This window comes from Paraburkholderia sp., from assembly GCF_035501035.1.
Lineage (GTDB): Bacteria > Pseudomonadota > Gammaproteobacteria > Burkholderiales > Burkholderiaceae > Paraburkholderia.
This window is the reverse complement of record NZ_DATJWR010000207.1, coordinates 1-12,536: the sequence shown is the minus strand read 5'-3', so window position 1 is coordinate 12,536 and position 12,536 is coordinate 1. Positions and strand designations below refer to the sequence as shown.

Genomic DNA, 12,536 nt, shown 5'->3' with positions numbered 1-12,536 from the left:
GCTCGTGAAGGAGCTGCGGCTGCGCGGCATCAGCACGGTCGCCGACGCCAATGCGTACGCGCCTGCCTTCATGGCGGCGTATTCCGGAATCGCTGTTCCGAGATGAAAACCGCACCGGACGATCCTCAAAATGTCGGCAGCTGTTTCGAGCTGTAGGATTTGCCAGGTTCTTCGTCCGGTCGCTGTGCCATTGGGTCATCAAGTTCCAGCAGTCGCAAAACCTTGTTGGGTGAAACGATGGCTCAGTCCGCGAGCTTCAGGCGTGAAGCGTCGTACGCAGTGTGTTTCGTCAGCACCGCCCAGGCGATGCGCGCGAGCTTGTTGGCGATGGCACAGGCAACGACGTTCGGATGGCGCCGGGCCTGCATTGACCGGATCCATTCGCCGAGCCTGTCTGTGCGCTGGGTCGCGCGATGCATGACTGCGTGGGCACACTGGACGAGCAGATAACGTAGATGCCGGTCACCTCGTTCGCTGATTCCGCACAAGGTACTGTGGCCGCCCGTGCTGTGCTGGCGTGGTACCAGGCCGAAACAGGCCGAATGTATATATGCAATCCAGCACCTGCTCGCTGTAAGCCAGATCATTTGGCAAACGGGACTAGGCCATGTATATGTCCGCAACCACCCTCCTCGCCACGCACAATCATCTTGCAAATGGGAGGCGACCATATAAGAAATGTCGGGTTCTGGGTAGGTTGAGCGCCGGACATCCAGCACCGGCAGCATCAAGCTGGCAGTTGCCCCGGCGTGCCGTCCAGGATGCGAAGCTTGTCTGTCATATCGGGGAAAGTATGACCTGCCGCGCGAAGCTCGCCCACGATCCGATGTGCCACGGCCCTACAGTGAGCAAGCGTGTCATGCAAGCGTGGTTCTGCCTGCAGGCCGGTCACCGCCTTCTCCAACTCCGGCGGAGATTCGCTCAGCAGAGCGGGAACCACTTCCTCCGGCGGTATCAAGGAGCCGTGACTCAACAGTTGGGCGGTCCAGTCGCATCCGTACAGAAGCGCACGTCGTTCAGCCTTTCGTGCTTCGTCCTGGTCGAGCGTGGCGAGGCTGTGCCGGTTCTTCTGAATCTCGGCGCGCCATGTCGCGAGAATGTCTGCACGCAGCCCCGCTATCGCCTCGCCAAGCGACGCGTTCTGCCCTCCCACTACGAGGTGACGCTCATCAAGCCTGTCTACTTGCTCCCGATAGCTTTCGAGGTACGCCAGCCAGTTCAACGGTAGCTCGGGCTTTTCGTAGAACGCGTGGCTCACGGCATTGAGTTCATTGCGAACATCCTGAAGCGCCTGGTTGTCGGCGAGACGCGCTTCATGAACGTCGCGGGCCGTCACCATCTGCCGATGCAGAGGAAAAAGCGGGTTGCGGTGGCGCCGCTGTAAATGCCGTTCAGCCGCGCCCGGCCGGGCGCTCCATTTCCAGTTGGGCAACGATTTCGCGTCGAATTCGACCGCCTGTATCATGGGCCGGAAAAGAGACAACGCTTCCTCGGTGGCATGGCGAAAGCAGTCTGCCAATTTGTAGTCGTTGCCTTGCAGGGGGGCGTCTGCGTGATCTGCATAAGGTGAGTCGGGCCTGAGCCTGAGGGTGCCTGTGGCCAGAAAAAATTCCATCGGCAATTCCACGGAAAGCCCTTCCTGTCTGAAAGTGCGCTGTTCAGCGGAAATCGCCTCGACAGAATGCGCGAGACGGTTTTCCTGGTCGAGGAGCGCATCGATGGCATCTCCCGACGCCGGCTGCGCCGCATCGGCAAGCAGGCAGAAGGTTTCGCGCGCCATCCTTGCCGCGATGGTGCCGTGCTTCTCGGCGAACAGCCAAAACCAGAGGGCGAGCTGGTAGCCCTTGACCCCATTTTGGGCGATCGGTTCGAGCTCAGGTGTGAATGCAATGCCGGGCGCGGCCCAGTTCGCGAACGGCAGTGTTGCAGCGCCCTGGTACATGCTCAGGAGTTGGCGTATCGATTCAAGAGTGTCGGCAGGCCAGTTGCGTGCCTCCTCCTGGTGCTTCTCCGTCTTCCAGAATCTCCACTCCATTGCGCACCTCGCAAGAAAACCAAAAGTATCGGCGCTACGTGCTGCGAGGGATACTTGCACATTCCGCCGAGGGCGTAAACCCATGCTTGTGCGCCGCATCGAGGTGGACAACGCGCATCGCGTTCACAGGTGACCCCGTTCTCCACATCAGAATGCAACAGCCGAATACAACATACGACCGGAACGCTCGTACACTGACGGATCCGCAAGCGTGTTCGCTAAGCGAGGCTCGCGCATGACGACAGTGGCCCTGATTGTCTTGACGGTAGTGGTAACGCTCGCCGTCGTGCTGGTGATCGCGAACCTGACGAGCGGCGAGAAGAAGATCGAGCACAAGATCGAACGGATGTATCCAAGCGACAGTCCGCAGTTTATTCGCTCGATGGGGCTGCTGCTCGGGCCGCCCGTCATCGTGGGCAACCGCTTCGAGGTGTTCGTGAACGGCGACGAGATCTTTCCCTCTCTGCTGGAGGGCATCGGCTCGGCACGGCACACCATCACCTTCGAAACCTTCATTTACTGGTCCGGCACGATTGGCGAAAGATTCGCACATGCGCTTTCCGATAAGGCCCGTGCGGGTATCGCCTTGCATGTGCTGCTGGACTGGGTCGGCTCGTCGAAGATGGACAAGCGCTATCTGCAGATGCTGCGCGAAGCGGGTGCAGAAGTCATCCAGTATCACAAGCCGCATTGGTCGAGCCTGGGCCGCATGAACGACCGCACGCACCGCAAGCTGCTGGTGATCGACGGGCGCGTGGGCTTCACGGGCGGCGTGGGCATTGCCGACGAATGGGCCGGGCACGCGCAGGACGAGAAGCACTGGCGCGACACGCACTTTCGCGTGGAAGGCCCGGCGGTCGGGCAGATGCAGGCGGTCTTCATGGACAACTGGATCAAGGCGTCCGGAAACGTGCTGCACGGCCCGCAATACTTTCCGGAGATCGACGCTGCGGGCGAAGGCCTCGCGCACATGTTCAGCAGCTCGCCCTCGGGCGGCAGCGACGACATGCAACTGATGTACCTCATGGCGATCACCGCCGCGACGCACTCCATCGACCTCTCGAGTGCGTACTTCGTGCCGGACAAGCTGACGATCAACGCGATCGTCGAGGCCGCGAAGCGCGGCGTGAAGGTCCGCATCATCACGCCCGGCAAGCGCATCGACACCCACACGGTGCGGGAGGCGTCGCGAGCTTGCTGGGGCGATCTGCTCGCGGCGGGCGTTGAGATGCACGAGTATCAGCCGACGATGTTCCACTGCAAACTGATTGTCATCGACGAGTATCTGGTGTCCGTCGGCTCGACCAATTTCGACAGCCGCTCATTCAAGCTCAACGATGAGGCCAATCTAAACATTTACGACCGCGATTTCGCGCGCCAGCAGACTGCCATTTTTGAAGCCGACATCGCCTGCGCGAAGCGCATCACGCTGGATGACTGGCGCCGCCGCCCTCTTCGCGAAAAGCTGCTGGAACGCGCTGTTGCGTTGCTCGATTCGCAGCTCTGACACCTGCAGCGCTCGCGGGCAGCGCATCAGGTTGTCAGACGGCGATAGGCGTTCAGATGACGCACGAGGCCTTGTGGGTCGCCACGCTTCTCGAGCAGGATCGCGAGATTGTGATGGGCGTCCGCGTACGACGGGTCGAGCTCCAGGCAGCGCTTGTAGCTTTGCTCGGCGTCGCCGAACCGGCCTAGCTCCTCAAACGCAATGGCCCGATTGAAGTGGAGGACGGCATCTTGCGGGAAATGCGTTAGCGCTTCGTCGAACACATGCAGCGCATCTTCACATCGCGCTTCGAGTTCGCACAGGAGTGCGCCAAGGTCAACGTACGCTGCGTAAAACGGCTTCGGCGATAACACAATCGCCTTCCTGTACGCTCGTTCCGCGCCATTCACATCAGACGTTCTGAGCTGCTCCCCCAGGTCGTACCACTCCTGCGCCTGGTTTGCGAGGTTCTCCTGTGCAGGCGTTGTGTCGAGGAAGACCACGTCGCCCTTGATCTCAGCGACTTCGAAGTCCAGCAGGAGTTGCCCCGTAACCGCATCCCACTGCGAGGGTCCCGTTCTCACCGCCACGTCGCTGCCGACCGCCGACACGCGAATGCCCGTGAGCGGCAACTCATCCGGCAACGCTTTTCTCAGTCGAGAGAGGGCCATGACGATTTTGCGAGGCGGGATACGCGCAGCGCGCAGCTGTAGCGCAGTGCGCAACAGGACGACATCCTGGAACGTGAATCGATACTCGTTTCTCGGCCCGCGCAATGGGGATACGAATCCCGCGGTAATCAGGCCGGACACCACGCCGCGCGAGACCCCGAGCATGGCCTGCAACTCGCGCATCGTCATGTCGCGCGCGGTGACGTATGCTGTCACTTGCGTGCCCGGACCTTTGCCGGTGCTTCGGTAGGAACCTTGGCTGCGCGCGTTACCGGCTTGCGTGTCTTCGGCGCCTCTGGCAGTTCCGCTACGGGCTCCGCGCTCTTACGCCTCGGCGCCGGAGCGGGCCTCGCCTTCGCACCGCCCTTCAGGCTGGCGCGCAACGCTTCCATCAGATCGATGACTTGTCCTCCACCTGCGGCGCTCTCTGCTGGCTCATGCGTGACGACCTGCTTGCCTTCGATCTTCTCGTCGATGGCGGCAAGAATGCGCTTCTTCTCTTCGTCTTCATAAGCCGCGGCGTCGTAGTTGTCTTCGGCCCCCTGCTCGATGATCTGAAGCGCGAGTTTCAGTTCTGTTTGGGAGACCTGAACACGTTCGATATGCAGGTCGCTCAGGGAACGTACCTCGTCCGCGTAGAGCAGCTGCTGGAAAACGAGTCCATCTTCTTCCGGGCGCACCTGAACGATTCGCGTCTTTCCCTTGAACGCCCATTTGGCCAGCGCGCAGCGGCCGCTTTCCGCCAGTGCCTGCTGCAACAGACTGTACGGCTTGCCGCCGCGCTTGTCGGGCGCAATGTAATAGGCCTTGTCGTAGAAGACAGGGTTGACCGCCTTCTCCGGTATGAAGGCCAGGATCTCGACGACGTGGCTGGCTCCATCCTCCAGCGCCCTGAGTTCGTCGCTAGTGAACACCACGAACCGGTCCTTTTCGAACTCGTAGCCCTTGTTCATGCTCGAGCGCTCGACGACCGCGCCCGTTGCCTCCGAGATGTACTGCTGCTTCACGCGGGAACCGTCGGGGGCAAGCAGGTGGAACCTGACATCGGATGAACTCTCCGTCGCCGTGTAGAGCTTCACCGGGATTGAAACGAGCCCAAACGAAAGCGTTAAGGAGGCGATTGAGCGGGCGGGCATGGACTTCTCCTTGCGGATGTGCGCGTGCGGCACGCCGCTTGCGCAAAGCGCGTGCCGCAGCCGGCCGTGGGGTATTTCATTGTAGGAGCTTTATCGCCGATGCCAACGACTGCGCTGCCGACCAGTACGTAGCCCATGGGTCCTGAGTCTGGAAGCTCAGGTATTCGCGCGCAGTCTGCACCGTCCACTGCGCGCCACTCTTCAGCCCGGATAGCTGCTCCCAGGCAATCGGCATCGAGACCCCCATACCGGGGCGCGCCCGCGCGGAAAACGCCGCCGCCGTGGTTTGCGCCTTCCCGTTGCGCAGGTAGTCGACATAGACCTTGCCAACCCGGTTCGCGGCCCCGGACGTCGCGGAAAAGCGTTGGGGAATCGTCTTCGCCAGATGCCGGACGAAGGCCCGCGAGAACGACTTCACTGCGTCGTAGTCGAGTCTCGGTGTCAGCGGTACGACGATGTGAAGTCCCTTGCCGCCACTCGTCTTCAACCAGGCCTGCAGACCCAGTTCCAGGAGCAATGTCTGTACGAGAAGCGCGGCCTCCTGAATTTGCCCCCATTTCACACCTTCGCCGGGATCCAGGTCGAAGATAACCCTGTCCGGTTTCCCGATTCGTCTTACCGTCGAGTTCCAGGTGTGAAATTCCACCGCGTTCATCTGCGCGGCCGAAACCAGCGCCTCGACGGTCTCGACGCTCATCAAGGGCGGGTGATTCGGCCACAGATTGCGCTCGTGCGTTTTCAGGCCGGGCATGGGGGTGTTCTCGGCGTGCTTCTGGAAAAACAGTTCCCCGGCGATGCCAGCCGGCGCGCGGACCAGGGTCAGCGGGCGGTCCTTCAAATGCGGCAGCATCCACTGGGCGACGCTCTCGTAATAGCGGACCACGTCAAGCTTCGTAACGCCGCTGGAGGGATCGACGATTCGCTCCGGATGGGTGACCTTCACCCGCGAAAGCGGCGCCGGCGTGAGCGCTGCCCCCACCTCGCGCACGACACTGCGGGCCGCCTTGTCGGCGCGCAATCCCTTGAACGATGCCTGCCGCACGAGGCCATCCGCGGTCCAGTCCGCGAACTCGATCTCCGTGACCAGTTCCGGGCGAACCCAGCGCTCATTGCCCGCCGCCCGCCGCGACCAACGCCGCTGCCGCACCACGGTGGCTTCAAATGGTGCCGCATCCGCTTCGATCGGCGTGAGGCGCGTCCATAGGTCTGCAGCCGTCCGGGCGTCCCAACCGGTGCCGACGCTACCCGCGTCGCGAAGTTTGTCGCTCGCGTCGTAATAGCCGAGCAGCAGGCTGCCAATCTCGCCGGACCTGCCTTCGCGAGCAGTGAAGCCGCAGATGACAAACTCTTGCCTCAGGCGGCATTTCGCTTTCAGCCATGTCCGCGTCCTTCCCGATTCATACGGCGCATCACGACGCTTCAGCATCAGCCCCTCGAGACCCAGCCCGGCGGCGGCCTCGAATACCTGGGCCGGCGGCGCATCGAAATCCTGGCTGAAGCGAAGCCGGTCGCCGGCATTATTGAGGAGCGCTGAGAGACGCGCCCGCCTCGCCCGCAGCGGGACCTTCCTCAGGTCCTTCCCGTCGAGGTACATCAAATCAAACAGGAAGTAGACGATTTCCTGATTGGCGGCCCCGTCTATCGCGTCCTGCAGCGCGCCAAAATCGGGAATGCCATTTTTGAGTACGACGATTTCGCCATCTAGCCAGGCGCTGGAAATCGGCAGTTTCTCGACCTCTGCGGCAAGTCCCGTGAGCTTCCTCGTCCAGTCTTGTCCCCCGCTGGTGAAGAGGCGCGCGCGTCCTTTGTCGATACGGGCGAGCATGCGGTAACCATCGAGTTTCGCCTCGGTCATCCACTCCCCGCCTGTCGGCAAGGTGGCCGCGAGTGTCGCGCGTTGCGGCTCAAGCGTCGCGGGCAGCGCAGCGGAAACCGCCGCGCGAAGGTCCGTTTCCGGCGCATGACTGCCCACGGGCCGCGCCGGCCTCGGGTCACGCTCCTCGATGAGCCCCAGCGGGTGCGCGACGACGCTGTCCGGAAGCGCCCTGATGACATCGTATTGCGCGAGCGGCTGCGCCCACTCGTCACGCTTCTTGAAGAGCATCCAGTGGTCTTGGCTGTCACCGGGCTTCGTTATGCGCACGAGTTCCCAGAGGCCCGCGAGTTTTTCGCCGTGCAGCCGGAAGACAAGCTTGCCGGCCTGCATTGCCTCCCGCGGGTCGCCAACGGGCTCCCACGTTCCACGATCCCAGACAATCACGGTACCGGCGCCGTACTGCCCCGGGGGAATCGTGCCCTCGAAGGCCGAGTACTCGACTGGATGATCCTCCACGTGAATCGCCATCCTCTTTTCCTTCGGGTCGCAGCAGGGACCTTTCGGCACCGCCCACGACAACAGCACCCCATCGAGTTCGAGCCGGAAGTCATAGTGCAGCCGCCCGGCCCAGTGCTTCTGGACGACAAAGCGCAGACGCCCGCCAGATACGGGTGCATCCAGGGGCGCTGGTTCGGGAGTGACGAGGAAGTCCCGCTTGTTTTGATACCGGGAAAGTGGCGTTCGGTCGCGAGAGGATGCCATGACAATGGTCCATCAAACACTGTGATTGCTACTTTCGCCTACGTGGCAGGTCGTGGACGTGTCATGACCGGCGATGAGGGCGTCAACCAGATGAAACTCGATTCGATATATTCGCAAATCTGGAATTGTCTTGCTGCGGCGATGCGGGGAGGTCATTCACCTTTCAAGGCGGATGCTGGCCATCGCGCGCCGCCGATCCGGAACGCTCTATCGCCATGACGAAGAAGTTTGGAATGCTGAGCAAATGATCATCCGGGCGTAGTGCGCTCCAGCATCGACACAATGTCGAACCGATCGCCGGGTCGAGAGGTGCCTGAGGCACATGCGCAAACAGCGCCGGCAGAATCTTGTGCTCTCACGCGATCAAGACAACGCCATCCTGCACGAAGTATCGACCATCATCAGCGCCGGGCCATTCCCCTTGTGCGCGTCCTCGCCAAGCTCAGTCGGCATGGTCAAGGTTACCGAGTCGTTTGCCTACCGGAACAAGCCCCGCTAACGGCAACGCGCAACAACTTCGTGGCGCAGCGCACCAACAGCCGACGCTTGAGGTCGCGGAACGTGCGTCTCTGGTCTACTGTTGTTACGTTGCTATCTCGCTGAAAGTTACGCCACGGGCCGTTTTTGGCGCAATGGTTAAAGTGGTTTGTCAGGTTCCGCGTGCGGCGCGGAAAGCTGCGTCAAACGGCAGCCGGGACCGGTTCATGCGCGAATGTTTGGCCGAACGGGCTGGTACGGGAGCGACGCATAGGAGTAGCAGATGCAGCACACGAAAGCGCAGTCACTGCGGTACCAGGTCGAAAAATGGCTTGCTCCCCGCACGCCAGTGCATGTAACCCGATTTGGCCACGCCCGTTCGGGCAGAGGGCGCTACGTATGCGTGGAGACGCAGGAGGCGACCGGTTTGCATGCGTTGTTCTTTTTTCAGCATGACAACGGTCACTGGAATGTGTTTCCGCCCGCTCATAACCCCGTGCAATGACCCATGCGGCGCAAAGGTGCGCCTCGTGCCGCACCGCGGGCAGTGCGCCGCCTTGCAGGCAAGTCTTCGTCAACGGGGGCGGCGCGCAGATCCGTGCTGAGGCCTCCGCGGTTGCGTCTCCGGGACAAGGCATCGACAGCAGATTTCGCAGCGGTTGCGTCGTGAGCGTGGTGCCTGCGAGCGGCATGCAATCGATCCTGAGGAAACCGCCTGCCGCCTGGTTTCAGTTGCTTTGCTCGGTGACCCGGCCAGCTTCCGCACCGGTTTCGCGTCTTTCGCTGCACGACGACTCCACGCCGCCTCCGACACGCTTGGCAACGGGTCCTGCGGTCCCCGGCGGTCCGCTCACCTCGTCGCCGAGCAATGGGCGCTCGGGATGCACGAGTAACCACAATAGCGCGCCACAGGCCGCCGCTGCGCCGATCACGAACATGCCGCTTCCCCAGCTATGCGTGACCTTGATGACGAAAGCAAGTGTCATGGGTCCCACAACGTTCGACAGCGCGCCCCACACGTTCGTCCAGCCCGACATGACTCCGGCAAACGCTCGCCCCAGATCCTGCGTGGCCGACCACACGACCACCTGCACGAATCCCACCGCGGCAAAAGACAGGCACAGCAGGCCGATGACGACGGCAATCGAACTCGCTCGCGAGGCCGCTATCAACGCGAGCGCGCCTACGACAAACCCCGTCATTGCGACCGGCGTGCGTGCCCAATAAATCGAGCCCGTTTTCCGTAGCAGCCGGTCGCTTACTGCTCCCGCGACAAAGACCGCGAGGAACACGGCGACCCACGGCAATGATGCATACAGCCCCATCGCCTTGAGCGAGAGCCCGCGCGCACGCATGAGATAGGTCGGCAACCACGTCGTATAGAAGCTCTGAATCAGCACCAGGAGGAAGTACTGGACCCCGAAGACCCAGAAGCGCAACTGCCGCAGGCAGCGTACGAACGCTCCCCTGGCCACTGCGAGTTCGGACGGCTGGCCGGTGGCGATGTACTCGGCCTCGGTCTGCGTGATGAGCGGATGCGCCGCCGGCGTATCGCGATACCCGAGCCACCAGATCGCGCCGAGCAGCAGCCCGAGTGTGCCGAATCCATAGAAAACGGCGTGCCAACCGAAATGAATGATGGTCCAGGCGGTCAGCGGCGCAGAAATGATCGGACCGAGATAAAGCCCGGAGAGCAGCAACGCGCTGGCTTTTGCGCGCTCGCTGGTCGGAAACCAGCGCTTGAGCGCAACCACGCTGCTGGACCAGTCCGCCGATTGCGCGCCCCCTAGCACGAGCCGGCATCCGAAGAGCCACGCGAACGAGGTGCCGAGCGGCGTGACGATCATCATGAGCGACCAGAGCGCACTTGTGCCAAACAGCACCCTTCGCGACCCGAAGCGCTCGGCAGCGCGCCCGGCCGGCAGTTGGCCGATCGCATAGGCCCAGAAGTAGATCGTGAGGATCATCGACATCTCCACGATCGACAGACCCAGTTCGTTCTGGATTGTCGGGGCGGCTACGGCCATGGCTGCGCGATCGAGGGTCATCACGAACGTGAGCGGCGCAACCAGCAATGCGACGATCTTCCAGCGGAGATGGTTCACGTTACGCAACATCGCTCACCGCCATGGCTCGATTTGCTGGACGATATCGGCCAGTTCGCCGATATTCTGCCTCACAGCCTGCTTGCCCGCCTGCGCCCACGCGTCGAACGACGTCATGCCACTTACTGCGCCGATAAACGCAACACCGGCACGCGCGGCCGCTTGCGCGTCCACGGCATGGTCGCCCACATAGACCGCCGAGGCCGCCGGCAGCTCAAGTCGCGCCAACGCGAACAGCAGCCCCTCTGGGTCCGGCTTGTGGCGCTGGACATCTTCACCGCCGACCAGCACATCGACGTAGGATCGCAGCCCGCTTAGCGCGAGAATCGCATCGATCCGGTAGCGAAACTTGCTCGATACGATGCCAATGGCCAGACCCTGTTCGCCAAGGCGTGCGAATAGTTCGGGAACCTGAGGATAAATGCGCGTTGAGGGCACCATGACTTCGTCGGCGCGCTCCACGAAATGACGCGCGAACGCGCGTGCGCGCCCTTCTCTCTCGTCGCCGGTGAGCGCGCGAAACATCGCCGGCAGCGACAACCCGATCACGGAGCGGATTTGCACGGGCGGCGCGGGCGCACAGTTCAACTGGCGCAGCGCATGTTCGGTGCATTCGACGATGGCGACAGACGAATCGGCCAGCGTCAAATCGAAATCGAACAAGACAGCGCGAACAGGCATCGGTGCACTCCGAGGGGTTTTGCATTGGGGTGATCCCACCCTTTGCGCGAAAAGACGGCAGGTCACCCTTTCCGGCTAGCACGATCGCAATCGGCGGCCTCGAACCCTTCCGGGTCGCGCGTGGCCCATTGACGGGCCCACGCCAGGAGCGGCTGCAAGGCGGCCTCAAGCCGCTTGCCTTCGTCCGTCATGCGATAGCCGCCATCGCCGTGCTCGACCAGACCAGACGCTCTCAATTCGGCCAGCCGCGTATTTAGCAGACGCGCATTGGTCTCACAGGCTTCCTGAAGCGCCCGAAACGTCAATGCGCCGCCGCGCAGTTCCCACAGTATCCGCAGTGCGGTGCGCCGCCCGAGTAAGTCCAGCACGACCATGATTGGCCGCCCGGTTGTCGAGCCACGAACGGGTTGTCCAGGTCGCGGGATTTTCATGCTGTACTTTTTAAAGCATCGCGTCTGAACTGTCAACTCCAGGCGCGCCCTTCTCATCGCCTTCCGCCACTGGCCGCGCGACGTGCGGCATGGTATTTGCGCCGCGTAGTTGGGTCATTCCATGAGCTACCGGAGCCAGCCATGCAATTCATTTTTCCGTCTTGCCGGATCAGTGCGAGCGTCAGCATAGAAGACGGCAGAATTGTGGCCAACGCGAGAATCTTCACTCCGGCGTCAGACGGGTCATTCGAAGAATGATGTTCACGATCTATACCTCGATGAGAATTTCATCGACGTGAACGAGGCGCTGACTTTTGCACGCGAGCGTGCAATGGGGTGGGGTGAAGAGCATTGCGTGAGTTCGATGTAATTCGTGCCGCCAGTGCGGCGACCGTGAACGTATGAGACTTTGTCATTGCCATTCTCCCGAGAAGCAGCCCCCGGACAGCACTCGAGGATCACGGGCGCAAACTTCGAACCCAGCCCGCGAGCAGTTGTCACCCCACCACCGCGCCATGGAAGGCCATGAGCGCTCGGGTGCGCACCGGCGCCGATCACGAGCCACCCATCGGCAAATCCTTCTGCCCTTCAAGCGCCCTCAAGCAAGCTGCAGAACGGTGTGAATGGTCAGCGCCGCGCCCGTGGCAAGCGTCGCCAGCCAGCACAACGCACGCGTGACCCAGCGTGCCTTCATCTCACCTACTGCCTTGCGGTGACGGCTCAGTAGCGCGAGCAGGATCAGCACCGGCGCCACGGTAGTCTGTCAGGATGCCGCCGGGATCGTTATCCGTTGCGTTCGTCGCGAGCCCCAGCCCATATCCACCGCCCAGGCGTGCGCTGGGGGGTCGCTTCGATTGGCGAAGCTACGTCGCGACGTGGCGTCCAGTCCAGTTTTCATCGAGGAAGATGCGAATACGTGCGGGACTCCCCTGTCTG

Annotated in this window: 9 protein-coding genes and 1 pseudogene; 1 reads left to right on the top strand and 9 read right to left on the bottom strand. The window is 62.1% G+C overall.

All coding sequences use genetic code 11. The features are described from left to right. Positions 1–242 precede the first annotated feature (242 nt). Positions 243–542: pseudogene (locus tag VMJ11_RS14755) on the bottom strand (transposase); the annotation flags it as partial. A 185-nt stretch (positions 543–727) separates the two neighbouring features. Then, the gene (locus tag VMJ11_RS14750) at positions 728–2,035 is read right to left on the bottom strand and encodes a tryptophan leader peptide (protein ID WP_325620132.1); all 1,308 of its coding nucleotides are present in this window, start codon (positions 2,033–2,035) and stop codon (positions 728–730) included. 235 nt (positions 2,036–2,270) lie between these two features. Here VMJ11_RS14750 and cls point away from each other — a divergent pair, with 235 nt between their 5' ends. Next, on the top strand, positions 2,271–3,542 hold the full coding sequence (cls, locus tag VMJ11_RS14745; RefSeq protein WP_325620131.1) for a cardiolipin synthase: 1,272 nt from the start codon (positions 2,271–2,273) through the stop codon (positions 3,540–3,542). A gap of 26 nt (positions 3,543–3,568) precedes the next feature. On the opposite strand, the gene VMJ11_RS14740 is transcribed toward cls, so the two are convergent. The 7 genes from VMJ11_RS14740 to VMJ11_RS14710 form a co-directional block, all read right to left on the bottom strand. After that, positions 3,569–4,375: a tetratricopeptide repeat protein gene (locus VMJ11_RS14740; protein WP_325620133.1), complete on the bottom strand. Its 807-nt coding sequence runs from the start codon at positions 4,373–4,375 to the stop codon at positions 3,569–3,571. A 29-nt stretch (positions 4,376–4,404) separates the two neighbouring features. After that, entirely contained in the window at positions 4,405–5,328 is a 924-nt protein-coding gene (locus VMJ11_RS14735) for a Ku protein (RefSeq protein WP_325620130.1), read from the bottom strand. Between the two features lie 76 nt (positions 5,329–5,404). Continuing rightward, complete coding sequence (gene ligD / locus VMJ11_RS14730) at positions 5,405–7,906, bottom strand: DNA ligase D (RefSeq protein WP_325620129.1); 2,502 nt, start codon at positions 7,904–7,906, stop codon at positions 5,405–5,407. Positions 7,907–9,111: 1,205 nt separating this feature from the next. Next, positions 9,112–10,488: an MFS transporter gene (locus VMJ11_RS14725; RefSeq protein ID WP_325620128.1), complete on the bottom strand. Its 1,377-nt coding sequence runs from the start codon at positions 10,486–10,488 to the stop codon at positions 9,112–9,114. A gap of 15 nt (positions 10,489–10,503) precedes the next feature. Continuing rightward, positions 10,504–11,169: an HAD family hydrolase gene (locus VMJ11_RS14720; RefSeq protein WP_325620127.1), complete on the bottom strand. Its 666-nt coding sequence runs from the start codon at positions 11,167–11,169 to the stop codon at positions 10,504–10,506. A 62-nt stretch (positions 11,170–11,231) separates the two neighbouring features. Beyond that, positions 11,232–11,543, bottom strand: coding sequence for a winged helix-turn-helix transcriptional regulator (locus VMJ11_RS14715; protein ID WP_325620126.1), 312 nt, complete (start codon positions 11,541–11,543; stop codon positions 11,232–11,234). 655 nt (positions 11,544–12,198) lie between these two features. Then, positions 12,199–12,345, bottom strand: a complete 147-nt coding sequence (locus VMJ11_RS14710; protein ID WP_325620125.1) for a hypothetical protein — start codon at positions 12,343–12,345, stop codon at positions 12,199–12,201. Positions 12,346–12,536: the final 191 nt, after the last annotated feature.

Bases quoted from the DNA above. Each gene is read 5' to 3' on its own strand.
- VMJ11_RS14750 (WP_325620132.1), bottom strand. From the start codon at position 2,035: ATGGAGTGGAGATTCTGGAAGACGGAGAAGCACCAGGAGGAGGCACGC.
- cls (WP_325620131.1), top strand. From the start codon at position 2,271: ATGACGACAGTGGCCCTGATTGTCTTGACGGTAGTGGTAACGCTCGCC.
- VMJ11_RS14740 (WP_325620133.1), bottom strand. From the start codon at position 4,375: ATGCGCGAGTTGCAGGCCATGCTCGGGGTCTCGCGCGGCGTGGTGTCC.
- VMJ11_RS14735 (WP_325620130.1), bottom strand. From the start codon at position 5,328: ATGCCCGCCCGCTCAATCGCCTCCTTAACGCTTTCGTTTGGGCTCGTT.
- ligD (WP_325620129.1), bottom strand. From the start codon at position 7,906: ATGGCATCCTCTCGCGACCGAACGCCACTTTCCCGGTATCAAAACAAG.
- VMJ11_RS14720 (WP_325620127.1), bottom strand. From the start codon at position 11,169: ATGCCTGTTCGCGCTGTCTTGTTCGATTTCGATTTGACGCTGGCCGAT.
- VMJ11_RS14715 (WP_325620126.1), bottom strand. From the start codon at position 11,543: ATGGTCGTGCTGGACTTACTCGGGCGGCGCACCGCACTGCGGATACTG.